At 43.0% G+C, this 24,964-nt stretch carries 27 protein-coding genes and 1 other annotated feature; of the genes, 18 read left to right on the top strand and 9 right to left on the bottom strand.

From position 1 onward, the window contains the following. The first annotated feature begins 136 nt into the window (after positions 1-136). From nikA to KS242_RS16905, 5 genes are read left to right on the top strand one after another with little or no spacing between them, the layout of a single operon-like run. Positions 137-1,666: a nickel ABC transporter substrate-binding protein gene (gene nikA / locus KS242_RS16925; protein WP_217322407.1), complete on the top strand. Its 1,530-nt coding sequence runs from the start codon at positions 137-139 to the stop codon at positions 1,664-1,666. Further along, a complete protein-coding gene (gene nikB, locus KS242_RS16920; RefSeq protein ID WP_217322406.1) occupies positions 1,666-2,604 on the top strand; it encodes a nickel ABC transporter permease in 939 nt (312 codons plus the stop codon). The genes nikA and nikB overlap by 1 nt, the downstream gene beginning before the upstream one ends. 5 nt (positions 2,605-2,609) lie before the next feature. After that, positions 2,610-3,452, top strand: coding sequence for a nickel transporter permease (gene nikC, locus KS242_RS16915; RefSeq protein ID WP_217322405.1), 843 nt, complete (start codon positions 2,610-2,612; stop codon positions 3,450-3,452). Beyond that, the gene (locus KS242_RS16910) at positions 3,449-4,234 is read left to right on the top strand and encodes an ABC transporter ATP-binding protein (RefSeq protein ID WP_217322404.1); all 786 of its coding nucleotides are present in this window, start codon (positions 3,449-3,451) and stop codon (positions 4,232-4,234) included. The genes nikC and KS242_RS16910 overlap by 4 nt, the downstream gene beginning before the upstream one ends. Next, positions 4,231-4,992, top strand: a complete 762-nt coding sequence (locus KS242_RS16905; RefSeq protein ID WP_217322403.1) for an ABC transporter ATP-binding protein — start codon at positions 4,231-4,233, stop codon at positions 4,990-4,992. The genes KS242_RS16910 and KS242_RS16905 overlap by 4 nt, the downstream gene beginning before the upstream one ends. Before the next feature lie 32 nt (positions 4,993-5,024). Here the strand turns inward: KS242_RS16905 and thrS are convergent, their stop codons facing one another. Continuing rightward, positions 5,025-6,218: a threonine--tRNA ligase gene (gene thrS / locus KS242_RS16900; protein ID WP_217322402.1), complete on the bottom strand. Its 1,194-nt coding sequence runs from the start codon at positions 6,216-6,218 to the stop codon at positions 5,025-5,027. Positions 6,219-6,518: 300 nt separating this feature from the next. Further along, positions 6,519-6,734, bottom strand: a binding site (T-box leader). Positions 6,735-6,796: 62 nt separating this feature from the next. Here thrS and KS242_RS16895 point away from each other — a divergent pair. The 3 genes from KS242_RS16895 to KS242_RS16885 all read left to right on the top strand — a co-directional run bounded on the left by KS242_RS16895 (position 6,797) and on the right by KS242_RS16885 (position 8,875). Continuing rightward, on the top strand, positions 6,797-7,495 hold the full coding sequence (locus tag KS242_RS16895; RefSeq protein WP_217322401.1) for a nucleotidyltransferase domain-containing protein: 699 nt from the start codon (positions 6,797-6,799) through the stop codon (positions 7,493-7,495). Positions 7,496-7,595: 100 nt separating this feature from the next. Beyond that, entirely contained in the window at positions 7,596-8,105 is a 510-nt protein-coding gene (locus tag KS242_RS16890; protein WP_217322400.1) for a GNAT family N-acetyltransferase, read from the top strand. Further along, positions 8,102-8,875 (top strand): HAD-IIB family hydrolase, encoded by a 774-nt coding sequence (locus KS242_RS16885; RefSeq protein ID WP_217322399.1) that lies wholly within the window; start codon positions 8,102-8,104, stop codon positions 8,873-8,875. Before KS242_RS16890 ends, KS242_RS16885 begins: the two co-directional genes overlap by 4 nt. A gap of 281 nt (positions 8,876-9,156) precedes the next feature. Here KS242_RS16885 and KS242_RS18355 read toward each other — a convergent pair whose 3' ends face one another. The 3 genes from KS242_RS18355 to KS242_RS16875 all read right to left on the bottom strand — a co-directional run bounded on the left by KS242_RS18355 (position 9,157) and on the right by KS242_RS16875 (position 11,390). Further along, positions 9,157-9,216, bottom strand: a complete 60-nt coding sequence (locus tag KS242_RS18355) for a putative holin-like toxin (RefSeq protein ID WP_371747644.1) — start codon at positions 9,214-9,216, stop codon at positions 9,157-9,159. Between the two features lie 168 nt (positions 9,217-9,384). Beyond that, on the bottom strand, positions 9,385-10,392 hold the full coding sequence (locus tag KS242_RS16880; protein ID WP_217322398.1) for a FecCD family ABC transporter permease: 1,008 nt from the start codon (positions 10,390-10,392) through the stop codon (positions 9,385-9,387). Further along, entirely contained in the window at positions 10,389-11,390 is a 1,002-nt protein-coding gene (locus KS242_RS16875; protein ID WP_217322397.1) for a FecCD family ABC transporter permease, read from the bottom strand. The genes KS242_RS16880 and KS242_RS16875 overlap by 4 nt, the downstream gene beginning before the upstream one ends. Positions 11,391-11,525: 135 nt before the next feature. Between KS242_RS16875 and KS242_RS16870 the strand changes: the two genes are divergently transcribed. Further along, positions 11,526-12,479 (top strand): ABC transporter substrate-binding protein, encoded by a 954-nt coding sequence (locus tag KS242_RS16870; RefSeq protein ID WP_217322396.1) that lies wholly within the window; start codon positions 11,526-11,528, stop codon positions 12,477-12,479. 193 nt (positions 12,480-12,672) lie between these two features. Here the strand turns inward: KS242_RS16870 and KS242_RS16865 are convergent, their stop codons facing one another. Then, the gene (locus KS242_RS16865; protein WP_217322395.1) at positions 12,673-13,005 is read right to left on the bottom strand and encodes a hypothetical protein; all 333 of its coding nucleotides are present in this window, start codon (positions 13,003-13,005) and stop codon (positions 12,673-12,675) included. A 77-nt stretch (positions 13,006-13,082) separates the two neighbouring features. Here KS242_RS16865 and KS242_RS16860 point away from each other — a divergent pair, with 77 nt between their 5' ends. After that, positions 13,083-13,826 (top strand): SDR family oxidoreductase, encoded by a 744-nt coding sequence (locus KS242_RS16860; RefSeq protein WP_217322394.1) that lies wholly within the window; start codon positions 13,083-13,085, stop codon positions 13,824-13,826. A gap of 294 nt (positions 13,827-14,120) precedes the next feature. Here the strand turns inward: KS242_RS16860 and KS242_RS16855 are convergent, their stop codons facing one another. After that, positions 14,121-14,717, bottom strand: a complete 597-nt coding sequence (locus tag KS242_RS16855; protein ID WP_217322393.1) for a DUF1232 domain-containing protein — start codon at positions 14,715-14,717, stop codon at positions 14,121-14,123. Between the two features lie 104 nt (positions 14,718-14,821). On the opposite strand from KS242_RS16855, the gene KS242_RS16850 reads away from it, so the two are divergent. Next, the gene (locus tag KS242_RS16850; RefSeq protein WP_217322392.1) at positions 14,822-15,472 is read left to right on the top strand and encodes a YoaK family protein; all 651 of its coding nucleotides are present in this window, start codon (positions 14,822-14,824) and stop codon (positions 15,470-15,472) included. Between the two features lie 30 nt (positions 15,473-15,502). Here the strand turns inward: KS242_RS16850 and KS242_RS16845 are convergent, their stop codons facing one another. Further along, positions 15,503-16,435 (bottom strand): LCP family glycopolymer transferase, encoded by a 933-nt coding sequence (locus tag KS242_RS16845; RefSeq protein ID WP_217322391.1) that lies wholly within the window; start codon positions 16,433-16,435, stop codon positions 15,503-15,505. A gap of 461 nt (positions 16,436-16,896) precedes the next feature. Between KS242_RS16845 and KS242_RS16840 the strand changes: the two genes are divergently transcribed. The 5 genes from KS242_RS16840 (at position 16,897) to KS242_RS16820 (ending at position 22,051) form a co-directional block, all read left to right on the top strand. Next, on the top strand, positions 16,897-17,292 hold the full coding sequence (locus KS242_RS16840) for a thiol-disulfide oxidoreductase DCC family protein (protein WP_217322390.1): 396 nt from the start codon (positions 16,897-16,899) through the stop codon (positions 17,290-17,292). Between the two features lie 112 nt (positions 17,293-17,404). Then, a complete protein-coding gene (locus KS242_RS16835; protein WP_217324216.1) occupies positions 17,405-18,820 on the top strand; it encodes a right-handed parallel beta-helix repeat-containing protein in 1,416 nt (471 codons plus the stop codon). Positions 18,821-19,013: 193 nt separating this feature from the next. Further along, positions 19,014-21,308 (top strand): DUF5689 domain-containing protein, encoded by a 2,295-nt coding sequence (locus KS242_RS16830; RefSeq protein WP_217322389.1) that lies wholly within the window; start codon positions 19,014-19,016, stop codon positions 21,306-21,308. A gap of 259 nt (positions 21,309-21,567) precedes the next feature. Then, the gene (locus KS242_RS16825) at positions 21,568-21,768 is read left to right on the top strand and encodes a KGG domain-containing protein (protein WP_217322388.1); all 201 of its coding nucleotides are present in this window, start codon (positions 21,568-21,570) and stop codon (positions 21,766-21,768) included. A gap of 175 nt (positions 21,769-21,943) precedes the next feature. Continuing rightward, positions 21,944-22,051, top strand: coding sequence for a YjcZ family sporulation protein (locus KS242_RS16820; protein WP_077306200.1), 108 nt, complete (start codon positions 21,944-21,946; stop codon positions 22,049-22,051). Positions 22,052-22,072: 21 nt separating this feature from the next. Here KS242_RS16820 and KS242_RS16815 read toward each other — a convergent pair whose 3' ends face one another. Next, positions 22,073-22,519 (bottom strand): YrvL family regulatory protein, encoded by a 447-nt coding sequence (locus KS242_RS16815; protein ID WP_217322387.1) that lies wholly within the window; start codon positions 22,517-22,519, stop codon positions 22,073-22,075. 58 nt (positions 22,520-22,577) lie between these two features. Continuing rightward, positions 22,578-23,099 (bottom strand): GNAT family N-acetyltransferase, encoded by a 522-nt coding sequence (locus KS242_RS16810; protein WP_217322386.1) that lies wholly within the window; start codon positions 23,097-23,099, stop codon positions 22,578-22,580. Between the two features lie 77 nt (positions 23,100-23,176). On the opposite strand from KS242_RS16810, the gene KS242_RS16805 reads away from it, so the two are divergent. Further along, entirely contained in the window at positions 23,177-23,800 is a 624-nt protein-coding gene (locus KS242_RS16805) for a LysE family translocator (protein ID WP_217324215.1), read from the top strand. A gap of 71 nt (positions 23,801-23,871) precedes the next feature. Next, positions 23,872-24,963, top strand: a complete 1,092-nt coding sequence (locus KS242_RS16800; RefSeq protein WP_217322385.1) for a DNA alkylation repair protein — start codon at positions 23,872-23,874, stop codon at positions 24,961-24,963. The last annotated feature ends 1 nt before the right edge of the window (position 24,964 follow it).

Raw genomic sequence — 24,964 nt, 5'->3', positions numbered from 1 at the left:
TCAGCTAGCTGATCCGTTTTTTGTGTTGCTGCATCTTTATGGAAATTTATCTTTACAAAACGTAATGGTTACGATATGATACAAAGCGTAATAATTACGGAATTAATTTATACATATATATTGGGGGAGAAAAAGCATGAGGAAACTTTGGAAACAAGTAATCGGTTTAATTGGACTAGTCCTGCTGCTGGCAGCATGTACAGATAACGCTGGTTCAGAGAAAGATGGCAAGCATTTAACTTTTGTTTATAACTTTGCAACAAACTCCTTGGATCCAAACGTGGACTCCAGCTATGTACCTCTGCGAGCGGGTTTGACAGAAACCCTAGTACAGCTGAATGAAGAAACACTTACGATTGAGCCTTGGCTGGCTGAAAGCTGGGAAGGAAGAAATGAAGGCAGAGAGTGGACGATTACACTTCGAGAAGGTGTTAACTTCCAAAATGGCGAGCCGATGAATGCGGAAGCTGTTAAAGCATCATTGGAACGTTCGTTGAAAGACAATGTAGCGATTCAGAATGCATTAAAAATTGACTCCATTGAAGCAACAGATGATATGACATTACAAGTAACGAATACACAGGCATTTCCAGAATTTATTTCTGAGTTGGTAAACCCGAATGTTTCTATTATTGATGTAGAGGCAGGAGACTTTGTAAATAATCCAATTGGGACGGGCCCTTTCAAACTGGAATCATTCACGCCGGGAAGTAAGCTTGAACTAGTTCGGAATGAAGATTATTGGGATGAAAAAGCAAAACTTGATTCGGTAACGTTCTCCTTTAATGAAGATGCAAACGCACGGTCATTAGCATTAGAATCTGGTGATGCGGATGTAGTATTTCGTCCGGAAGTAGAAAGTATTGAAAGCCTGGAAGCAAAGGATGGCATTAAAGTAGAATCAACAGAAACATTCCGTGTGCACCAGATGACGATGAATATGCAGCGTGAGGCTTTGCAGGATGTGAATGTTCGTAAAGCAGTAGATGCATTAATCGATCGTGATAAGATTGCTGATTCAGTCTTACTAGGATATGCACAGCCGGCAAAAGGGCCGTTTCCGGAATCATTGCCGTTTGCACCTAGCTACAGTGAGCATGAAACAGGATCTGATCTAGCGAAAGAGTATCTAGAGAAGGCGGGCTATTCCTTAGAGGACGGTAAGATGCAGAAAGATGGCGAACCACTTACGTTGACCATGCTGACTTACTCTGCGAGAGCGGATCTTCCGTTGATTGCACAGATCTTCCAATCAGATGCGAAGAAAATTGGTATTGATGTAGAGCTTCGTCAAATTGAGATTCCTGAAGAGTACATGGCAGCAAATCGCGATTGGGATTTGGCCACATATAGCAACTTAACAGCTCCGCGCGGTGACGCTGGTTATTACTTGAATGCAACGTATCATCCAGATGGCGCTTTGAACTTCAGCGGAGCAGATGAACCGGAATTAACGAAGATTATTGATGAATTGAATGTAACAGTTGATGCGGACAAGCGTGCCGAACTAGCAGAAGCTGCAGCAAATTATGTGGATGAACATCAGATTAATTCCTTTGTTATTTATCCAGATACGCTGGTAGCTTACGATGAAACAAAAGTGAAAAACTGGGTTACGACGCGAAGTGAGTATTATATGATCACAAATAAATTGGATGTGAAGTAATGTTTCGTATTATTGGGAAACGATTGGTAGAGGTTGTACTGTTCGTTTTGTTCGTCACCTTCTGCAGTTTCCTTTTCCTGCGTCTTGCGCCTGGCGATCCGGCGCTCACCATTCTGAATGTGGATGAACTAAATGTCAGCCAGGAACAAGTGGAGGTACTGCGTGAGGATATGGGTTTTAATGACCCGTTAATCGTACAGTACGGAAAATGGCTGCTGGATTTCATCCGTCTTGATTTTGGTAATTCGTATATTACGAATCAGCCAGTATCGGAAATGCTGATGACAGGTCTTCCAGCTACATTGGAGCTGACAATCGGTTCGTTGATTGTCATGCTTATCGTTGCTATACCATTGGGTTCTTTATCGGCGCTTTATAAAGGAAGCTGGATTGATCATGTCAGCCGCTATTTCTCTATTATTGGCGCAGCTGTTCCAAGTTTCTGGCTCGGACTTATATTCATTGATATGTTTGCTGTGAGGCTCAACTGGTTCCCAACGATGGGACGTGACAGTTTGCTGTCACTTGTCTTGCCCGCAGTGACATTAGGGCTCGCGATTGCAGGTGTGTATGTGCGGCTGCTTCGTTCCAGTCTTTTAGATTCACTTGGACAAGAGTTTGTGCGGGCGGCAAGAGCACGCGGAATTGCCGAAAAGCGTATTTTCTTTTCGCATGCTTTTCGCTACAGCCTGCCGCCGGTCATTACCGTGTTTGGCGTCAGTCTCGGCAGCTTGATAGGCGGTGTCGTTGTCGTAGAGGTGCTATTTGCTTATCCGGGTGTAGGGAAACTCGTTGTCGACTCTATCCGTCAACGTGATTATCCGCTTATCCAAGGTTATATTGTCTTGATGGCAGCGATTGTATTTGTTGTGAATACATTAGTAGATCTATCGTATCGATACGTAAATCCAGAACTTCGATTAAAGAAAGGAAGCTAAGCTAGATGAGTGTATTGGCTCTTTCCCAAAATAGAATAAAAAAAGCCAAAGTGTGGCTGATTAGTATCATCCTGCTCATCGTACTAGCAGCTGTTGCGTATACATTTCTTTATTTGAAGCATGATGCCAACATGACAGACGTAGGGAATCGGTTAGCATCGCCAACATGGGCACATCCGCTCGGAACAGACCATCTAGGTCGGGATGTGCTGACGAGGCTGCTGCTCGGTTTCCGTTTAACAGTTGGCTATAGTTTGATTGCATTAGCGGCGGCAGTCGTTATCGGTGTTCCATTTGGTTTAATGGCAGGACTGCGCGGCGGCTGGGTTGATCGGTTATTTATGCGAATTGCCGATGGATTCCTCGCTTTCCCAGATACAGTCATTGCCATTGTCTTAAGCGGACTGCTAGGACCGGGTATTGGCAATCTATTATTTGCTATTGTACTTGTTAAATGGGTGAACTATGCCCGAATGGTGCGCAGTACGGTGCTGACAGAGGTGCAGAAAGATTATGTCACGATTGCCAGAATCAATGGCTTGTCTACATTCACGATTATGCGCAAGCATCTGTTGCCGCATATAATTGGGAATGTATTAGTGCTTGCGAGCTTGGATTTCGGAAAGATCATCTTGCTTATTTCTTCACTTTCTTACATCGGCCTTGGCGCTCAGCCGCCAACACCGGAATGGGGAGCGATGCTGAATGAATCCAGACCATATTTCCAAGCGAATCCAGAAATGATGGTCTATCCTGGTCTGGCAATTGTTGCGGTCGTTTTAGTGGCGAACGTACTGGGCGACTATCTGCGAGATAAATTTGATGTGAAAAAGGAGGTGCAGCCATGATTCTAGCGATAGAAGATGTAACGGTATCACATGGAGAAAAGAAAATTGTTGATAACGTCAGTCTGACAATCGATAAAGGAGAATGGTTTGCCCTCGTAGGGCAGAGCGGCAGCGGAAAAACGATGCTTTCACAAGCAATCGGTCAGCTGCTTGGTCCCAATTTGAAAGCCTCCGGACGAGTGATGTATCAAGGGGATAATGTTTTGGAACATCCAAAAGAAAAAATGAATCAGTTGCGCGGAAAGGCGATCAGTTATATTTTCCAAGAATATCATGGCTCGTTCACACCATTCCTGACAATCCAGCAGCATATGGAAGAATACTTGCAAACGCATGGCGTACACAAGACGCATCGTAAAGATATGATTAGGGAGGCACTTGAATCCGTCGGTTTGGATGCTAGTTTTGCGAAGCGTTATTCATTCCAGCTGAGCGGCGGACAATTACAGCGGGCATCCATTGCGCTAGCGCTTCTTTTGGAACCCGATATTTTGATCGCGGATGAAGCAACCACGGCTCTCGATAGCGTGTCAGCTCACAGAATACTATCCTTACTGCAAAAGCTACAGCAAAAGACAGGCTGTGCAATCTTGTTCATTACACACGATTGGCGTCATGTTGTTCGCTACTCCGATAAAATTGCCGTAATGAAAGATGGGAAGATTATTGAGACGGGAACAAAACAAAAGCTCGTCCATCAGCCAGAGCATGCGTACACACAACAACTGATACAGGCTGCACCAACACTTCCTATGCGCGTCAGGGAGGTTAGCAAGTCATGACAGTGATTGAGATTAATAATCTGAAGAAAAGCTATAATCCTGGGAAACTTGCGGTGAACGATGTTTCTTTATCTATTCAAAAGGGTGAGAGTCTCGGTTTAGTAGGCGAGAGCGGTTGTGGGAAAAGTACATTGGCACGCTGTTTATTGGGCGTAGAAAAGATGGATGGCGGGTCGATTGTATATAATGATTCACCACTCGCGCATGCCAATCGAAAGCAGCTGCGGGATTACCGGCGAAATGTGCAGACAGTCTTTCAAAACCCGACTGCTTCCTTAAATCCGAAGCTGAAAATTAGAGATTCACTGCTTGATCCTTATTTGCAATTCAAAGATGAGCTGCAGTTGAAGCACTTTCCCTTCACATCGAAACAAGACTTTGTCCAGCAGCTGCTTGAGACAGTAGAGCTGCCAAAAGGATTAGCAGACCGCTATCCACACGAACTAAGCGGCGGACAAAAACAGCGTGTAACCATTGCACGTGCCATCAGCATTGAACCAAAGCTTATTGTTCTGGATGAACCAACAGCAAGCCTGGACGTTCTTTCACAAGGAGCTATCCTAGAGCTTCTTGGTTCCCTGCAGCAAACATTAGGGATGTCGTATCTATTCATTTCGCATGACTTGGCCGCTGTCTATCAGCTGTGCCAGCGCATTGCGGTAATGAAGGATGGAGAGTTACTCGATGTGTTTAGAAAAGAAGAGATATATGATACGAGCAGACATGATTATACGAAAGAATTGATTGATATTTTTTAAGCGGATACTCTTTTGGAGCATCCGCTTTTTTCTTATTGTTCAAACTGCTTCCTAACATCCGCCAAAGACATCTCCCCAAGATTTCCTTCCGCGCGCTTACGAACAGCTACTGTCTGGTTTTGCATTTCACTATCCCCAACGATAAGTAAGTAAGGGACTTTCTGCTGTGAGCCTTCTCGAATTTTCAAGCCAATTTTCTCAGCGCGATTATCAACGGATACGCGATAGCCAGCTTGCTGGAGCTCTTCACAAACAGATGTTGCATAATCTTTATGTGCGTCACTAATTGGCAGAATACTTGCTTGTACTGGAGCTAACCAGAATGGGAAGTCACCTGCATAATGCTCGATCAGGATAGCCATGAAGCGTTCAATCGAACCATAAATAGCGCGATGAATCATAATCGGCTGTTTTCGGCTGTTCGTTTGATCCACATAGCTGCAGTCAAATTTCTCTGGCATTTGGAAATCCAGCTGGACAGTGCCGCACTGCCAGCTGCGGCCGAGGCTGTCGAGTATATGAAAATCGATTTTAGGTCCGTAAAAAGCACCATCGCCTTCATTAACTTTATATGCAACACCTTGTCGTTTTAACACGTTCTCCAGCGATGCTTCTGCTTGATCCCAAATAGCAGGTTCGCCCATATAGTCTTCAGGCCGAGTAGAAAGCTCTACTTCATAAGCAAAGCCGAATAAGCTGTAAAAATCATCAATCAGCTGCAGTACTTTTTCGATTTCTTGTTCAATTTGGTCTTCGCGAACAAATAGGTGTGCGTCATCTTGTGTAAATGACCGAACACGTAGCAGTCCATTAAGTGAGCCAGACAATTCATGTCGATGGACAAGTCCTAATTCTGCATAACGCAGCGGCAGATCCCGATAGCTGCGGAGCTTGCTGTTGTAAATGAGTACGGCACCTGGACAGCTCATCGGTTTAATGGCATAGCGCTGATCATCTACTTCTGAGAAATACATATTTTCATGATAATGATCCCAATGACCAGACTGTTCCCATAACTGCTGCTTCATCATGATGGGAGTCTTAATTTCATCGTAACCCGCTTTTGCATGCTTTTCTTTCCACAGCTCCTCCAATTTATTGCGCAGCACCATTCCTTTTGGCAGGAAGAAAGGCATACCTGGTGCTTCCTCCATGCTCATGAAAAGTTCGAGCTGCTGTCCAAGTTTACGGTGATTCCGTTTTTCTGCTTCTGCTTGTTTGTTCATGTGTATATCCTCCTTTGAAATAAAAAAAGGCCACAATCCTCCCTCAATAGGGACGATTGTGGCCGTGGTTCCACCCTGAATTCCGCCAATACTGGCGCTCATAGAAGAGATAACGGTTCTACCGATGACGGATACTATCATTTCCCCATCATAGCTTGAAGGTGGTAATCCTGATCGCTTTCCTGCAGGGCTCTCAGCCGGTGACCCTGCTTTCTGTCAGGAAGGGGATGACCTAGGATCATGTCCTTCGCATTGCTTTTATCTATAAAAATGTATACAAAAAGACCGCACGCGTTCCCATAAAGGGACGATTGCGGTCGTGGTTCCACCCTAATTCCATCAGTAAACACTGATGCTCCAAAATTCGATAACGGTCTTCCCGATTACGGATACTTGTATTTCCCCGTAATAGCTCCAAGGTGGTAATGCATGTGCTTATCTGCGAAGGTCCCAGCAATTCCTTCACTCTCTTTAAGATAGGGGCGCTTTGCATTTTGTCCTTATCAACGCTTTTGTTTTGTTGTATGCTCAGTATACAGATACTGGATATTAACGTCAATTGGAAATGAGGAATTCTTTTGAGAAACCCATTAGATACTGCTAAAAGATTCGTCAAAGTTAATCACCCGGATTGTGATGGTGCTATGCTGGCTGGAAGCTGTGCCAGAGGAGAAGCCACAGTAACTTCCGATCTGGATATTATTATCCTTTACACAGGGAAAGACAGTGCCTATCGAGAATCCATAATTTATGAGGACTGGCCGGTCGAGGTATTTGTGTATACAGGTGATGCATATCATGAATTCTTTCACAATGATGCGGCACGTGCGATACCTTCCTTGCCAAGAATGGCCAGCGAAGGAATTGTGCTGAAAGACTCTGAAGCTTTGTTAAAGATGAAGGATGAAGCAAAAAGGATCCTTGCGCAAGGGCCGCTAGCCTGGGATGAACGGCTGATTAATCATAACCGATACATGATTTCTAATCTGATCGATGACCTTCTGGATAAAAAAGCAGGCGGAGAAGCTTATTTTTTAGCTAATAGTATCATTCATGATTTAGCCGTTTTTACATTGCGTACAAACAAACATTGGCTTGGTTCTGGGAAGTGGATGTTCCGAGAGCTAAGAAACATGGATGCTGTGCTAGCAGATCAGTTTGAACAAAGTTTAGAAGCATTTTATCAGAGGCATGACAAACAAGCTATTGTGGAGTTGGCTGAGGGTTGTCTGCGACCGTATGGCGGGCGATTGTTTGATGGGTATTATATAGGCTAAGCGGATATAGATACACTTTAGTGAAATCTTTACCTGCAGCATCTATAAATTTCTTATGACTAGCTGTTTCATTTTTGCCAACATAAACTGGAGGAAAACGATGAACATTAGAAAATTAACAGCCGCAGATGCAGAAGCATATTGGGAACTAAGATTACAAGCTTTGCAATATCATCCGGATGCTTTTAGTACAACGTATGAGGAAGCGGCAAACCGGCCAATTGAGCAAGTAAAAGCGAATTTAGAGAGCGCGACAGCAGAAACATATGGAATATTTGAAGATGGAGTGCTGGCAGGAAATGCAACATTGCGCTATGAGATACTGACGAAGCTGCAGCACCGAGCTGATTTAGTAGCCGTATACCTGGCTCCGGAAGTCAAAGGGAATGGTTATGGAAAAATGCTGATAAAGCATATGATCCAAGTAGCACGTAAGCGAGAAGGAATAGAGAAAGTAAATCTAGTGGTTGCTGCGAACAATCATGTGGCGAAGCATGTATATGAACAAGCTGGTTTTAAGCAATTTGCAGTTGAGAAGAATGCAATGAAATTAGACGATACATATATTACAGAGATTCATATGGCACTAATACTGGAGGAACAAGCATGAATTTTATCTTTGATTTAGATGGTACAATCTGTTTTAAAGGCAAACCAGTCACGACAAAAATAATGAATATGCTCAAAGAACTGGAGCGAAATGGCCATCAAATATTATTTGCATCAGCTCGGCCGATACGTGATTTGCTACCGGTTATTGATCAGCACTTTCATTCAGCTACCTTGATAGGTGGGAATGGATCACTTATTTCCCGTAATGGAAAGGTCGTTTTCTTACAGGCATTTTCATCTCAACAAGTTGCTGCTATGAAAGAAATAATGAAGATGCATAACGCGGCTTATTTGATTGATGGAGATTGGAATTATGCGTATACAGGAGATCCGATGCATCCGATAAAGGCAAATTTGGATCCGGATAATCTCGCAGAACAAGTTCAGCTGGACGAGTTAAGTCAGGTAGTAAAAATACTCATTCTTCAATCGGCTGATCAAGAAAAAGTAGCCGCAGAAGCAAAGGCACTAGGATTACGGGTGCATCGTCATCATGGAGAGGAGATTATAGACATCAGCCCTCCGGGTATTGATAAATGGACAGCCATCCAACAAGCAGGAATCAAGGAAAGGGAATATATCGCCTTCGGAAATGACGCCAATGACATTGAGATGTTCCGGCATGCTAAGTATGCGGTCATGATAGGTAAACATGAAGAGTTAGCAAGTTATGCACATGTGGATATCCCGTTAGGTGACACTTGTGAGCAAACCATTGTGGATAGCTTGCGGGATATTGTATCGGAAAGAACTTTAGTACGTTCTTAAAAAATTTAAATTTGACTTAGGAAATCGTTGGCTGATTGAACAACATATGAAAATATAGACGGCTCAAAACTTGATACTTAAATACTTTGATTATGCTCTAACTGCCATTCTTGAAGAAATGCCGTGAGAAGTGGTATATTGAACATAGATAATGAATACCATAAAAAAAGACCAGGGTGTTGGCGCACCCTGGTGGTGTACAAGCGACCATCATGGCGCTGACTCAGAATATTTTCATGAGAAAATAGACCACCTTAGACTTGTTCAGGGCTCAAGGGGGTCTATTTTTTATTGTCTAAATAAGTCAGCAATGCGAGCAGAAACATGCCAAATGCAAACATTAATTTGCCAATCGACAGCAGGAGCTCGAGTATCGCTATATGCCTCACCCCCTTATGGGGAATGAGTCAGACCGCCCTTGAGTGAGTCGTTAACTTGTACAAAACATATTATACCAAACATCCCATTCTGGCGGAGGAAAAAGAATGAACCCCTGCATTTGCAGAGGTTCATTCTTTAATTAATAAGTAAATAAAATAGGGTGCGCCGATTGCGGAGACTACCAAACCAATCGGAATCTCTGATGGTGCCAGCAGCGTGCGTGATAGTGTATCCGCAACTAGCATAATGAGTGCCCCAATTAATGCGCAGATCGGGAGCTGATGCTTGTGGTTCGGACCGACTATACGTCTTGCCAAGTGCGGCGCCACAAGTCCAAGAAACGTAATGGCTCCTCCGACAGAGACACAAGCTCCTGCCAATCCGACGGCTGTCAGCAGCAGCAAGGTGCGTTCTTTTTGGACGGGAGCTCCAACGCCTGTTGCGAGCTGGTCACCAAGTGTTAATACGTTCAGCGCTTTAGCTTTATACATAGCAAATGGCACAAGCAAAACAATCCACGGCAAAAGGGCGAGCACATAGTTCCAGCTTGTTTGCCAAATGCTTCCGTTAAGCCAAACGGTGGCCTGTGTGAAATCTTTTGGTTCCATCATCAGTTGGAACACTATTATCAGTCCGCCAAATGCAGCATTAATACCAATACCGACTAGAATGAGACGTACAGGTGTTATGCCTTTCTTCCATGCCAGCGTATAGACGAGGCCTGCTGCTAGAAAAGCACCGGCAAAAGCGAAAATCGGCATAATGAACACTTGCAGATTACCGCTTCCTGCTAGTTGATCCTGCAAGAAGAAAATATAAAGAACGACAGCAAAGCCGGCACCTGCATTTATACCGAGTATGCCTGGATCAGCTAGTCCGTTTTGAGATACACCTTGGAGGATGGCACCTGCAATGCCCATGCCGATTCCAATCAAAAGTGCAATCACCATCCGGGGGAGGCGAAAATCAAAAAGAATCACATCATAAGATCCGTCTCCTGTACCGAGTAAGGTTTTGATGACATCTGCAGGACCGATTGGAATGGTCCCTGTATTCAAACTGATGAAGAAGATAATAAGAATAGCGGCGATGATACTAATCGCTGCGATGCTTGTCTTTTTCGTGGAATGTATCATATATTCTTACCCTCCCGGCGAGCTAGATAAATGAAAAATGGAACGCCGATCAATGCTGTAAGGGCGCCGACGGGTGTCTCGAATGGCGGATTGACCATACGGGAAAGAATGTCTGCAAAGTTCAGCAAAATACCGCCTAGGATAGCAGAACAAGGAATAATCCAGCGATAATCCGGTCCGACGATAAAGCGCGTGATATGCGGAATAACCAAGCCGACAAAACCGATTGTTCCGCCGACTGAGATAGCCGCTCCTGTCAAGATAAGAACAACAAGCACACCCGCAACTTTCACGGCGCCTGTTTTAAGACCAAGACCAGTAGCGACATCTTCTCCTAAGCTGAGTGTAGTAACCGAGCCGCTAATGAATAGTGCTAGGATCATTCCAATGACTGCTGCAGGGAATAACAGCTTCACGGTGTCCCATTGTACATTCGCTACGCCGCCCGCATACCAAAAGCTCAAATCCCGTGCCACATCGAAATGGATAGCCATTGTATTGGAAAACGAACCGAGCAAGGCAGTGATGGCTGTTCCTGCCAAGGCTAGTTTCACAGGTGTTAATCCGGTTCGCGCCAGCAGACCGACCCCAAAAACAAGTCCAAGACCAAGTCCTGCCCCCGCAAACGCAAAGAAGAGTAAATGTACATTGGACAAACCAGGCAGAAACACGAGCGCAATCGCAATCATGAATGTGGCTCCTGATGTAACTCCCATAATCTGCGGAGAGGCGAGCGGATTGCGTGTCATGCCTTGCATAATTGCTCCCGAAGCCGCCAGCATAGCACCAATCAAGACTGCTGCTACTGCACGAGGCAGCCGGAGACGCTGAATAATTTGATGAGATGTATTTGTAGCATCATAATGGAAAATACTATTCCAGACAGTGCTGAGAGAAATGTCCGAAACACCGTAAATGATGGAAAGTCCGATTGAGAAAATCAGCAGTAGCGTACCTGCGATAAGGATAATTGTGCCCAAAAGTCTGCGTGCTTGCATCGTTAACCCGCTTTCTTTACTCTATGTATGTCAAATATAAGAGATATACTTGTAATTGATAATGATAATTGTTATCATTTATTGGAGATTATATCATAAAAATAAGAGGTGAGTACCTTGTTCAAGAGAAAGAGTATGTCTTTACTTCTGGCTATCTTCGCCAGTGTTGTGTTTATTATAACAGGTTGCGGCAGCAACGATTCAAGTGATAAAGCTGAAAATAATGCTTCTGATAATGCAGAGAGTAATGGAGCACGTACGTTGACCGATGCACTGGGTAACGAAGTAGAAATTCCAGCTAACCCGGAAAACGTAATTGCTTCATATTTGGAGGACAATCTTGTCGCACTTGATATAACTCCAGCAGCACAATGGTCTGTAAATAACGGTTCCCCGCAAGGATACTTGCAGGACAGTTTAAAAGACGTACCAACAATTGATTCGACGCTTCCTTTTGAAGCAGTAGCTAGTTACAAGCCAGATTTAATTATCATGGATTCCGCATCCATGGTAGAAGGTGATAAATATGAGCAGTATAACAAGATTGCCCCAACGTATGTAATGGGCACGGAAGAAAACGGAGACTGGCGCAAAGAATTGCAAACAGTCGGTGAAATCTTCGGCAAAGAAGATAAAGCGCAGCAAGTACTCGATGACTATGATGCAAAAGCTGCTGACGCAAAAGAGCAGATTCAGCAAGCTATCGGAGACGAATCAGCAGCAGCTGTCTGGCTTGTTGGCGGAAAGCTTTATATCGTAAATGAAAACCTATCCAGCGGTGCAGTGCTTTATGGTGATTTAGGTATCGCGGTTCCAGAAGGCGTGAAAGAAATCTCCGAAGGCGCAGCAGCAAACTGGAATCCAGTTTCCCTAGAACAACTAGCAACAATGGATGTGGATCACCTCTTCTTAATCAATAGTGATGAAGGCGATGGGTCTGAAATACTAGAAGATCCACTGCTTGCGAATGTACCAGCTATCAAAGAAGGCAATGTTTACAAATACGATAAAGACACAAGCTGGCTGTATACAGGCCCAATTGCAAACGAACAAATTGTAGACGATGCAGTTGAAAGCTTAGTGAAGTAAAGAAAAGCTTCTCCCCTATGAAAAATGGGGGAGAAGTTTTTTGTATTGTGAGAAGTGTTTCACGAGGAACAGGTAAAGGTTGAAGAAGAAAAGCTGTTGTTGCATGTCGAATAATAAGGCAGTATGCAAAGTTTTAGGCTTCAACATGTCGTTTGGCGAATGAAAGATAAAGCAGAGTAAAAAAACAGGAGGGCTACTTCTGCTTTTTTGCTGTCGTAATAAGGATTTGAATTGGAAGTAAAAGCGTCCCGACAAGAAGGGTGATAAGGAGGTAAATGCTAGGCTGCTCAGTCTGGAAACTCTCTAATGCCGTACATATGGCTGTTACAAGAAGAAAAGCACCATAAAGTGAAAAAGCTGCTTGTTCTTTCGAGCGCCATGTAATAATAAAGCATGGAATAACAAGGAGCATCGTGGTGTCACTTCCAGAGAAGGACATGTCAGTGAATGCTTTGTAAAGCAACCATCCAAAGACAGCAAGTATGACGAAGATACTAACAGAAGGAAAGATAAGGTGTTTTTTCAAGAGTGGTCACCTTTCAAAGGATTTACTTCCATTGTACACGAATAATATGAATAGTAGATGAAAAGGGAGGTTCTTCCATGAGAAAGTTAGCAATTGTAACGGGTGTTTCCTATCCACGCTCCATTGGAACTGCTGTGTGCCGCCGATTGGCTGAACAAGGAATGGATATCTTTTTTACATATTGGCAAGCAGGTGAAACGTGGCCAGATCATTTTGTCAGTGAGATGCATGCTTGTGGTGTCAGATGTGAAGGCCTCGAAGTAGATTTAGAGGAATCTGGGGCAGCTACCTATATTCTGGAGGAAGTACAGCGACTTGGCATCCCGTCGGTATTGGTTAATTGCGCGGCATTTTCGGAAAACGGTACGTATCAAGAATTGGATGAGAGGCAGCTGGATAGGCATTACGCAGTAAATATGCGCAGTGTTTTCCTCCTTTGTACAGGTTTTGCACGATTGTTTGAGCAGGAGAAACCCGCCAGCTGGGGAAGTATCGTGAATCTTACTTCAGGACAAAGTAAAGGACCAATGCCGGGAGAACTGGCCTACATCGCTACAAAAGGGGCCATCACTGCATTTAGCCAATCTTTAGCAGCTAACTTGGCTTCTATAGGTATCAACGTGAATGCAGTGAATCCAGGGCCGACAGACAGTACATGGATGACAGATGACATACGGCAAGCATTGCTGCCAAGCTTTCCAATGGGAAGAATTGGGGAACCTGATGATGCGGCAAGGTTAATATGCTTTCTCGTAGGAGACAATGGCTACTGGGTAACAGGACAGGAGCTTCATTCAGAAGGTGGGTTTGACCGGAGATAACGAATCTCAGGTCAAATTAGTGCTTTTATAAGTTTGAGAGCTTGTCTATATCAAATAACGTCCAAACCCAATAAAAAAATAGCAGAGCTTATAAATGCTCCTAATGTAGAAGTTAGTATGACAAGGATTAGATTTAGATTCGTGGTAGCTGCAAGAAAGCCTCCAAATAGAAGGGTTACCTCAGAAGGCAGCGGCGGAATTATAATTTCTATCATTATTAAGAGTGTAATGGCTGGGTAGCCAAGGCAGTTATTAATTCATTCATCCAGGATTCTAATTAAGTATCTCCTCTTGTTATTTAGTGCTATTAACCATTGCGGTTTGGACGACAATTGTATCGTCAAGGTAGCCAAATGGGAATATATAATCTGGGAGCACATCGATTGGGTTGATGAAATAAAGTAACGCTGCACCAAGAATGACGATTTCCCGTTTTGTTCCAATACCAGCCTGATATTTATAAAACATTTGCTTGAGATCATTTACTAGTTTACCAGCGCTCCCCACGGACTGGAGTTTATCATCAAACTTATTTTCAATAATTTGTTTTCCGCCTTCGGTTAATGCAATATCCTCATAAGCAGCCAATTGATGTGTCACTCTTTCTCTGGTAAAGGAAGGATCTGCTTGTTTGCACAATGCTTCTAAATGCTGCTCTGTCTGCAACGGTTCTGATTGATCAAGAAAACCCGCTATGCGCATCAGTTCTTCGTGAGAGCTGTTCAAAACGTCACTGAATTTTTTAAGATGATTAACCGTTACGTTTCTTTTCCCATGCAATATCTTGGAAATGATCGCTGCATCAATGTCAGTTCGTCTGCTTACTTCACGGATAGATAGATTTTTTTCCCGTATCAATTCACGCAGAACGTTTCCTATCTTATTGTCCATGTTGACGACAACTCCTCTTTTGAATTTTATTTCTTAACCGTACAAGGTTGTTGACAACTTGTCAATAGATGCGGTAGAAAGGGATAAGAAAGGAGGGAAAGGATATGCAGAATAGATGGAACCTTACCGTCATCTTGCTTTTATGTGCTGTGTCTGGGGTGGTTGATGTAGTAGGTTATATAGGATTATCTCATGTATTTACAGCCAACATGACAGGAAACATTGTCTTGTTAGGAATTGGAATCGGTGATGGAAGGCAGGCTGTTTTGAGTAATGCAGCCTTTTCATTAGCAGGCTTTGTCATCGGAATTGCAGCTGCTGTATTCGTACAAAGAAAGACAGGAAAACTAGTCAGTATCTTGTACGGAGAATTCGTGCTTTTCTTACTTGTTGCTATAACAGTAGTGCTGCTTCCAGTCAATGGAGGGTTGTCATCTGCAATTCTAGTGGTACTTAGTTCGGCGATGGGGTTACAAACAGTAGCGGGCAGGAATCTTAATATTGCGGGTCTATCTTCAACCGTGTTGACAAGCACGCTGGCAGCTTTTGTAGAAGGTGTGATGAAAACGAAGGAAAACAACATTCGAGGGCTGTCGGTTGATACATATCTTAGAGGATCTGCTATTCTCCTTTACTTAGGTGGTGCAGCAATAGGCAGCATAAGCGAAAGATTTGTTGGTCTATTGACCGTTTGGATAGCTGTAGGTTTACTCGTACTTGTACTTCTGTTCCAAAAGAAAGCTATCCATGCATGATAAAGAAGAAGATTCCATCGGATCTTCTTCTCAATCACTTATACTGTTGTGTATTTTAGTTATCTCATCCTCTGGCACCACTAAGTAGTAAATACCGTCGATTTTAGTACCCTGTCCACTCATCTCGTGCTCTTGGACAGAGTTAAGAACATTGCGGTAATCCGTAAGAAGATGGCGCATAGAAGCGAGATTTATATTTGTCTGTACGTTTTTCCCCAATACGTTCAGTATGTCGTCTAGTTTATTGATAGATTTAATGTTAGCCCCTTTATTTATAACAGCTTCTATTACTTGACGCTGTCTGGCGTTCCTTCCAAAATCACCGTTTGGATCTAAGTGACGCATCCTTGTGTATCCCAAGGCTTGCTGTCCATCCAGACTTATTTTCCCCTCTTTAAAATGGTAGCCTTTCTTGTAGAAACCTTCATCGTACCAATCAAGGTTGTTCTCTACTGTCACGCCACCGACAGCATCCACTAAGTCAGCGAGTCCTTGCATATTAATTTCTGCAAAATAATCAACATCTATATCCAGTAGATTTTCTACGGTTTGCAACGACATGTCAACACCGCCAAAAGCATAGGCATGATTGATTTTATCAACTGTGCCGTGGCCAATAATTTCTGTCCTTGTATCACGTGGAATACTAATTAAATCCATAGATTCATCAGCGGGATTCAAAGACATCAGCAGTAAAGCATCAGAACGCCCTGAATCAAATTCCCGTTCGTCAATACCAAGCAAAAGAATATTAATCCTTTCTTTTTTCTTAACCTTCTCGGAAGTAATCCCTTCATCAATAGCTGCTGATTTCTTTTGGATATCGTGAACTGTTTGTTTTACATCTTTCGCGGTAAGAAAAAGAAAGGAACCCGCACCAATTAGACAGACAAGGAGTAAGAGAAAGATGTACCTGCCTATTCGTCGTTTTTTATTGCGTCTTGTATGACGTTGTTTTTCCATTAGATTATCCCCCTAACCATTAAAAGGTACGCTGTTGTTGACGATTTGTCAACAACGTGAATAAGGAATGACGTATGAGGGATACTAACTTTATCCTACTCTTAACTCATGCTGCTTCCATGCAACAGACCTGCCGATGCAATTTCGAAGGGAGGATTGTCTGCCATGAAAGAACACCCCCACAACCCGAAACAGCCAAATGATAATATGGCTCTTCTTCTAGCTCTCATCACGATCATACCTGCTGCATGCAACCAGATACTCGATGCTGCTCATAAAACGGTGAAACTGTTTCAACTATTCTTCTAGGTATAAACTGCGGGGCTAGCTGCCCTGCAGTTAATTTGCATTTAATTTACAATTTTCAAAGACGATAAATAAGGGTATATAGAAAGGAAGAGGGATTAAGCTTGTTAGCTGAATTATCACAAGCAAGCTGCTAAATAAGCAGGAGGTATAACATGAACAGCAAAGCAATCATTCTCTTTGATGGGGTGTGCAACCTTTGTAATACTAGTGTTCAATTTATCATTAAACACGATCAAAGAGCTTACTTTAAATTTGCATCTCTGCAAAGCGATTTTGGCGTGGCGCTGGCTGGTGAACATCACCTGCCGGATGACGTGGATAGTATCTTACTTGTTGAGGAGGGAAAGGTGTATACCGAATCGAGCGCTGTAGTTCGGATAGCCAGAAACTTAGATGGAGTGTGGAAGCTAGCAGCCGCAGCATGGATTATTCCACGTCCTGTTAGAAATACATTGTATCGTTATGTAGCCAAAAATCGTTATCGCTGGTTCGGTCGGCAAAATGAATGCATGCTGCCATCTCCTGCGCTAAAAGAGCGATTTTTATGACAATGAAGATATTGTGAAGAATACGGATTTCTTCTATACAAACAGCTGTATCAACTGTATCATACTAGCAGTGGCCTGATTGGCAAATTTACGTATAGAAGAGAGTCAGCAAATGAGATTATCCATCCTGATTGCGATAGTACTCTGCTTAATCGGTGCAGTTATCTATGCAATTACAGTAAACAACGAGAAAGAAGTGGCAGCAGTGACCATTTCAAAACAGCTATTCGTCGCAACAGACGGTGACGATGAGAACGATGGGACAAAAGAGGATCCACTGCGTACAATTCAAGCGGCAGTTGACCAAGCCCAAGCTGGAACCACCATCTATATACGAGGTGGTACTTATTTTGGCAGTGTTGAGGTTAACCATAGTGGTAAGAAAGCTAATCCGTTGATCATTCGTAACTACGATAATGAAAAAGTCATTATAAGCGGTCGTGATTTGGAGCCAGAAGAAGATACAGCATTACTACATATAGACAGTCAGAGTTATATAACAATTCAAGGATTAACCATTCAAGATTTGAAGACAAATGCTTCTGATTTGGCTGTGATGGGTATTTATGTGACAGGAAGCAGCAGTCAGATCACGATTATCCAGAACTATATCCAGCATATAGAAACTACTTCAGATGAAGGAAACGCACATGGTATTGCGGTGTATGGAACTGGAGAAATGAAACAAATTCAGATTATGGACAATGTTGTAGAAGAATTGACGCTTGGTGCCAGCGAGGCAGTCGTCTTAAACGGCAATATTGATGGCTTCACTGTATCAGGAAACAGAGTCCGAAATAACAATAATATAGGCATTGATTTAATTGGTTATGAAGGTGTAGCAGAGGATCCGGGAGCCGATTACGTACGAAATGGAACAGTCGAGAACAACACAGTCCATAATAATTCTTCGTACGGAAACCCAGCATATGGCGAAGATTATTCTGCAGGTGGCATTTATATTGACGGCGCTCAGAATGTCACGGTCCAACGTAATAGAGTGTTTCATAATGATATAGGCATTGAAGCGACGTCCGAGCATAAAGGCCGCTATGCAGATAATATAAAGATAATGAAGAACGTGGTTTATGAAAACCATTATACCGGCATTTCCATTGGCGGGTACGATGAGGAACGTGGCGGTACAAAGAATGCTTCTATTATGTACAATGTTCTTTATCAAAACGATACGAAAGATTTATATGGCGGTCAGCTTCTTCTGCAGCATGATATTCAAGATAACACAATTTCTCATAATGTCTTTACCGCAAGTAAGACAGGGTTGTTTATTGCGAATGACTTCCAGACAAATACAAACACACAATTAAAGCGAAACGTTTACGAAGAAGAACAGAACTTGGATGTGAGTTGGACTTGGAAACAGGCGGAATATCATAATTTCGCAAACTATAAAGAAGCAACCGGCCAGGAAGCCGATTCTGTTTATATGGACATCCAATATAACGATATTTCCAGCAAAGATTTTTCGTTGAAGGAAGGCACACCGGCACAATCCGTTATAGATTAACTGCAGCTGCATGCACAAGCATGCAGTTTTTTTGTGCCTCAAGGTTGTAGAAAGTCTAATGTTGTTCCTTTTATACAGTAAGATGACAGCAACGTAAATATTTCTCTGCTTGTGTAGCTTTTTTGTAAATGCACCCAAAGTTGGTGGAGGATTTGCTATGCTCATCTTATATAACAGAGGGAGGAATCTATTCGTGAAGAAAGCGATGGATTGGAAAGGTCTCATTTTGGCGGTTTTACTTATCCCTGTAACATTGTTCGGCTATGCGCAGCAAAGTGATGCGGAAACAGCAGCTGATCCGGCGCCGGAGCTGCAGCCGACAGGCGAAGCTAACGGCAAAAAGGTATTATTTGATAATACGCACGGACAAACAGCAGGTGCATCCGATTGGGTAATCGATGGTGCATTTTCTGATTTTGGAGATGCTTTAGCGAAAGATGGCTATTATGTAAAAGAGCTGCGTAAAACGTCGCCAATTACTTACAGCGATCTAAGCGCTTATGACGTTTTTGTGATTCCGGAACCGAATATTCCATTTAAAGCATCGGAACAGGATGCGATGCTGCGCTATACACAGGAGGGCGGCAGTATTTTCTTCATTGGCGATCATTATAATGCGGATCGCAACTACAATCGCTGGGACTCTGGTGAGATTTTCAATGGATACCGTCGCGGTGCCTTTGATAATCCTGCAAAAGGAATGACAGCGGACGAAGCAAGTTCTGACCGAATGCAAGGTGTAGAAAGTTCTGATTGGCTTGGTGACAATTTTGGGATTCGATTCCGCTTCAATGCAGTTGGCGATATTGAAGCGGGACAAACTGTCGTTAGTCAGGAAGATTCTTTCGGAATTACAGAAGGAATTGAAGTTGTAGAGTCCCATGCAGGTGCTACTCTGACAATTCTCGACCCTGCAAAAGCGAAAGGACTTATCTATTTCCCAGAAAATATCCCGGCTTGGCCGAATGCTGTTGATCAGGGAGTATACGCGAACGGCGGGATTGATGAGGGGGCTTTTGCTGCCATCTCAAAAGTTGAACAAGGGAAAGCGGCCTTTATTGGAGATTCTTCACCAGTAGAAGATGCTACACCGAAGTACCTTCGAGAAGATAGCGGCAGCACGAAGCGTACGTATGATGGCTTTACTGGAGAAGGAAATAACGGCCAATACTTGCTGAATGTTATGAACTGGTTGAGTGAGAAAGAAACCTACGCAAGTTTCGAGGAAACTTCTATCACACTTAGTGAAGAAACACCACTTCTTGAGACAGCAGAAATAAATGAAAATCCAGAACTGACAACTGAAACAGAAGCAGAGCCATGGAGAAATCCGCCAACAGGCTATCGCTGGTATGATCCAAGTACGTTTGCTGCTGGTGCATACGGATCTGATGAAGTGGCATCAAATCCGACATACAGCGTTGTAACACCAACTACATTGCCAACACAACAGGAATTTGAAGTACGCCTAGTAGTAGAAAACCTGCAGCCAGGTGAAACGCTAACTGATCTGCAGTTAGGCACATATTTGCCAGGCGGTCAGCAAATCGGAAAGTTCAATACAACAGGAACATGGCCAAGCAGTTACGGATATAGCAGCCGTTTCTCTGTTACAGCTGATGCAACAGGGAGAGCGACAGTGGAAGTCCCTGGACAGCTAAATCCTGCAACGGCGGATGGTACAGCCAACTTGCGAGTACGGCAGGATGGCGGCAATGTACTGACAAAATCAGTTCAAGTAGGCAATGTAGCAGCTGAACCCCTGCCTGGAGATGAAGTGAAGCTGCCAGACACAGCACCTATTCAGGAGGCACGCACAGTAGCGGACGGAGAAGTAGTAACAGTGGAAGGTATCGTAACTTCTGAAACAGGCAGCTTCGGAGGCAAAGGTTTTTATATGCAAGACGACTCTGCCGGTATTTATGTTTTCCAGGATAGTGAAAGCTTCCAGCCAGGAGATCGTATTCAAATTACTGGTGTAAAGACAACCTATAATGATGAAGTTGAATTGACGGACATTATCCAGTCTGAAGTGATTGGCCAAGAAGAGGTTCCTGCGCCGAAAGTCGTTTCAGCGATTGATGAAACAAATCAGGGGCAGCTAGTAAAACTGACAGAAGTAACAGTAACAAACATAGAAGAAGTTAACACTTACGGTACATTTGAGTTTGATGCAACAGCAGCAGACGGTCATGTTACACGCGTGCGGGTCGATAACAGAATTGGATTAGATTATTCCGCCTTCGTTTCACAGTTCCATGAAGGAGATGCAGTAAACATTACAGGTGTATCCGCCATTTTCAATGGAACGTATCAGTTGAAACCTGTATCACCAGCTAACATTACGGAAGTTGTACAAGCAGAAGAACCTGCAGAAGAACAACCCGTTCCTGCTCCATGTAAAACAGATAATGGTAAGCATAAAGGAGCAGATAAAGGAAAAGGCAAGGGAAAAGGGCACGATAAAAGCTGGAAATGTGCAGCCTAACTTAGGAGGAAGCAGGCAGAATGACGCCTGCTTCTTTTACGTTGCTCGCGTAGTTAAGTGTACTTATGGAATAGGTTAAGGCGTAATGCCGAATAAAAAAACTGACATTATGTATCATCCAACTTTTCTCCTAAATTTAGACCTCCTTGTTTAGATAGGTGTGATCCGGGAATACATCTACTAAGCGTGGCCACGCATCGTTACACTACTAGTTAAGCTACTACAAAAGAGACATATTATTCTTGAGGAGGAGATTAACATGGCAGACAGTAACAACGGTAAAATGAGTTATGAAGAAGCAGGCAAAAAAGGCGGACAAGCAACATCTAAAAATCATGATAAAGAATTTTATCAAGAGATAGGCTCCAAAGGCGGAGAGTCTAACGCAGAGCAACACGATCAGGAGCATTTCCAAGAGATTGGCTCTAAAGGCGGCCGTTCCAACAATAACAACAACTAATATAAATATGAGAGCAGTGTGAACCATTGAAAAAGCAAAAATGATCGCTTCCGAATGCAGTAGAAAGACTATATTCGGAAGCGATTTTTGCTGTTTGTAATTTTCTATGCTGCTAGTCGGTACGCATTGGTTTCCTTCTACATAGAATGGCTTGAAAAGAAAAGGAGGGGATATCATGTCTGAAGGTTACGGTGGCGGTTACGGCAGCGGTTTCGCACTTTTAGTAGTGCTTTTCATTTTGTTGATTATCATCGGTGCTTCTTACGTTGGCGGCGGTTACTAATCAATTGGAAAGAGACCGCAGTTAGTTGCTGCGGTCATCTTTCTCCTTTTTACTGCCATTATCCAGAAGAACTTCTGCCAGTGAAATGAATGCTCCGAGAACAATTTCTGTGTACCACTCTACATGAACAGGTTGATAAAGACCATCAATCATGGAAATGATCAGCCAATTCATGATAAAGTTCATGCAGAATAATAGCATGTATTCAGAGAACGTATCGGCCCTGCGCTTTCTCTTTCTAACATAGTAAATACCTTTGACAAAAAATTCTCCGATGATACTTAAAATAAGATAGATGCCGACAAAGACAGCTAAGTGCTTTGGTGTTTCATAGAAGACATCTAAAATGCTGAAAGCACCTAGAAAGCTGAAATAATACAATACAGCTACAAAAGCAAAGGTACCTACTACTATTAGTAGTAAAAGAGAGGCAATGAGAATCTTAGATTTTTTATTTCGTTTGCTCATTTATCATCACCTCATACATACACACTGCTTTATTCTACGAATAGTTTATCTGGAAGTTTCATATAGCTGTATAGTCAGTCTGCAGCAGACTGTAGAAAATCATATCCAGAAAAACGCCATTCCGTTTCTCGTATTGTCGTAATGTGCCCTCCTGCCGAAAGCCAAATTTCTCAAGCAGCATACGTGATGCACTGTTTTTAGGTTCCACTTTGGCTTCTATTCTATTTAAATCTAATTGGAAATATCCTTCTTGAAGCAAAGCTTGCAATGCTTGACTCATATATCCCTTTCTCCAATATTTCTTTCCTAATTCATAGCCAATTTCACCTCGCTGATTCGCAGAGTCAATATAGTTGAAGCCGCAGGTTCCGATAATTGTATGTTCATTCAATACAATTGTGTATCGATTCGCATTATTAAGCTGGGTAATGTATGCAATCATTTCTTCTGCCTGCTCCACACGTTGCATGGGCGAAATATTCATGAAAGCTGTCACTTCGGGATCAGACCAGAATGCAAAGAGATACGCTGCATCGGATACCGCTATAGGACGAAGGTGGACAAGTTGCTTACTGTACATCATATATGCTCCTCTTATTGTATTTTTATTAACATAATTGTATTATTAAACCATATCTGAAGGCGGTGATTGTAATGATTTCACTATTTTTAACAAACGTGCTCTTAGGTTTCTCTATTGCCTTGCCAGTTGGTACGGTGACGATTGAAATGACCAAGCAAGGGTTAAAGAATGGTTTCTGGCATGGATGGATGGTAGGTGTCGGCGGGATGACAGTTGACTTCCTATTGATGCTGGCATTATTTCTTGGGCTGGCTCCCATTTTAGCTGCTCCAACCATTCAAACAGGCATGTGGCTGTTAGGTGCAATCTTTTTAATGTATATTGCGTACGATAGTATTAAAAATGCGGACAAGCAGATCACACTAGGCGGCGAAAAAACGACAAAAAGGCTAGCTTCATCCTACAAGAATGGACTTCTTGTAGCAGTTTCCCCTAGTAATCTTGTATTTTGGATTAGCGTGTTTGGGACGTTTCTATCCAGCAGTTTTGCAGAAGGGAGCGAGCTTTCTTTCATCGTAGCCGGACTTGGTGTATTGGCAGGTATTCAGGTTCATGATGTTGGGCTAATGAGCATCGTGGCTGGGACAAGGAAAGTTGTCAATGAGACAGTCGTGAAATGGGTCTCGATTGGTGCAGGTCTGGTACTTAGCTACTTTGCGATTGTATTCTTTGTGCGATTTTTAAGCAGAATTTTTTAACAGGGGCTTATTTGTAGTTTACCGCTTCTTTCCTGTAAAATATAGATACAGATAATATGGAGGCGGTACAAGTGGCAGAGCCAATGAAGGCGATGTATACGAAAGAATTTCTTGAACATTTCGCTTCTGTAGTGAAAGAGGAATATGGCGAATTTGAAGAGAATAAGTTCTTGGCTGATGTGATGGATGACGGCTGGGAAGAGCTGGAGCTAAAAGCAAGAATACGTCGCATAGCACTAGTGCTGGGTTCACTGCTGCCAGATGATTATCCAGAGGCGGTAACCATCTTGTTAGCAATCGAAGCACAATACGAAGGGTTTCCTTATTTGTTTATCCCTGATTTTGTAGAAGTATTTGGGCAAAATCCTGCACATGAAGAAATCTCGCTGCATGCTCTGGAGGTATTTACGAAAAGATCGACGGCTGAATTTGCGATTAGACCGTTTCTGATTAGAGCGCCAGAGCGTATTATGCTCAAGATGAAGGAGTGGGCGCAATCAGAAAATCATCACGTTCGCCGACTGGCAAGTGAAGGGTGTCGACCAAGACTGCCATGGGGACAAGCAATCAGTCAATTCAAAGCGGAACCGCAGCCTGTTCTGGAAGTGCTGGAATTACTCAAAGCCGATCCTTCTTTGTATGTACGGAAAAGTGTTGCCAACAATCTAAATGATATTAGCAAAGATCATCCTGAGCTTGTTATTCAAACCGCAAAACGCTGGAATGACTATTCTAAGGAAACAGATTGGATTATTCGGCACGGCTGCCGGACATTGCTGCGAAGCGGAGAACCAGAAGTGCTGGCCTTGTTCGGATATGAAGATGTCAAAGGCGCACTAGCAGATGTTGCCATTGCAGCAGATAGACAGCGAGTGAATATTGGTGAAACAGTTACCCTCGCTTATGCTTTCCATGTGAAGCAACAGGCAAAATTACGTATTGAATATAGCATTGATTTTATTAAAAAACGGAAAATCACAACAAAGAAATTCCTTCTTTCTGATCGCGTGTTTGCAGCAGGTGAAGATATTGCCAAGGAACGCGTACATAAATGGAGTGATTTGACGACCAGGGTGCACTATCCAGGTGTGCATCGGATTGCGCTGTTAGCAAATGGTATAGAAGTAGCGAGTACTGAGTTGGAACTAATCAAAAAGGAGTGAA

The sequence above is a fragment of the Terribacillus sp. DMT04 genome (assembly GCF_019056395.1).
In the GTDB taxonomy this organism is placed as follows: Bacteria; Bacillota; Bacilli; order Bacillales; family Amphibacillaceae; genus Terribacillus; species Terribacillus aidingensis_A.
The sequence above is the reverse complement of the archived record's forward strand: the minus strand, read 5'-3'. Positions and strand labels throughout refer to the sequence as shown.

Coding starts and splice junctions, on each gene's coding strand:
- nikA (WP_217322407.1), top strand. CDS start 137: ATGAGGAAACTTTGGAAACAAGTAATCGGTTTAATTGGACTAGTCCTG.
- nikB (WP_217322406.1), top strand. CDS start 1,666: ATGTTTCGTATTATTGGGAAACGATTGGTAGAGGTTGTACTGTTCGTT.
- nikC (WP_217322405.1), top strand. CDS start 2,610: ATGAGTGTATTGGCTCTTTCCCAAAATAGAATAAAAAAAGCCAAAGTG.
- KS242_RS16910 (WP_217322404.1), top strand. CDS start 3,449: ATGATTCTAGCGATAGAAGATGTAACGGTATCACATGGAGAAAAGAAA.
- KS242_RS16905 (WP_217322403.1), top strand. CDS start 4,231: ATGACAGTGATTGAGATTAATAATCTGAAGAAAAGCTATAATCCTGGG.
- thrS (WP_217322402.1), bottom strand. CDS start 6,218: ATGAACAAACAAGCAGAAGCAGAAAAACGGAATCACCGTAAACTTGGA.
- KS242_RS16890 (WP_217322400.1), top strand. CDS start 7,596: ATGAACATTAGAAAATTAACAGCCGCAGATGCAGAAGCATATTGGGAA.
- KS242_RS16885 (WP_217322399.1), top strand. CDS start 8,102: ATGAATTTTATCTTTGATTTAGATGGTACAATCTGTTTTAAAGGCAAA.
- KS242_RS16880 (WP_217322398.1), bottom strand. CDS start 10,392: ATGATACATTCCACGAAAAAGACAAGCATCGCAGCGATTAGTATCATC.
- KS242_RS16875 (WP_217322397.1), bottom strand. CDS start 11,390: ATGCAAGCACGCAGACTTTTGGGCACAATTATCCTTATCGCAGGTACG.
- KS242_RS16870 (WP_217322396.1), top strand. CDS start 11,526: ATGTCTTTACTTCTGGCTATCTTCGCCAGTGTTGTGTTTATTATAACA.
- KS242_RS16860 (WP_217322394.1), top strand. CDS start 13,083: ATGAGAAAGTTAGCAATTGTAACGGGTGTTTCCTATCCACGCTCCATT.
- KS242_RS16855 (WP_217322393.1), bottom strand. CDS start 14,717: ATGGACAATAAGATAGGAAACGTTCTGCGTGAATTGATACGGGAAAAA.
- KS242_RS16850 (WP_217322392.1), top strand. CDS start 14,822: ATGCAGAATAGATGGAACCTTACCGTCATCTTGCTTTTATGTGCTGTG.
- KS242_RS16845 (WP_217322391.1), bottom strand. CDS start 16,435: ATGGAAAAACAACGTCATACAAGACGCAATAAAAAACGACGAATAGGC.
- KS242_RS16840 (WP_217322390.1), top strand. CDS start 16,897: ATGAACAGCAAAGCAATCATTCTCTTTGATGGGGTGTGCAACCTTTGT.
- KS242_RS16835 (WP_217324216.1), top strand. CDS start 17,405: ATGAGATTATCCATCCTGATTGCGATAGTACTCTGCTTAATCGGTGCA.
- KS242_RS16825 (WP_217322388.1), top strand. CDS start 21,568: ATGGCAGACAGTAACAACGGTAAAATGAGTTATGAAGAAGCAGGCAAA.
- KS242_RS16820 (WP_077306200.1), top strand. CDS start 21,944: ATGTCTGAAGGTTACGGTGGCGGTTACGGCAGCGGTTTCGCACTTTTA.
- KS242_RS16815 (WP_217322387.1), bottom strand. CDS start 22,519: ATGAGCAAACGAAATAAAAAATCTAAGATTCTCATTGCCTCTCTTTTA.
- KS242_RS16810 (WP_217322386.1), bottom strand. CDS start 23,099: ATGTACAGTAAGCAACTTGTCCACCTTCGTCCTATAGCGGTATCCGAT.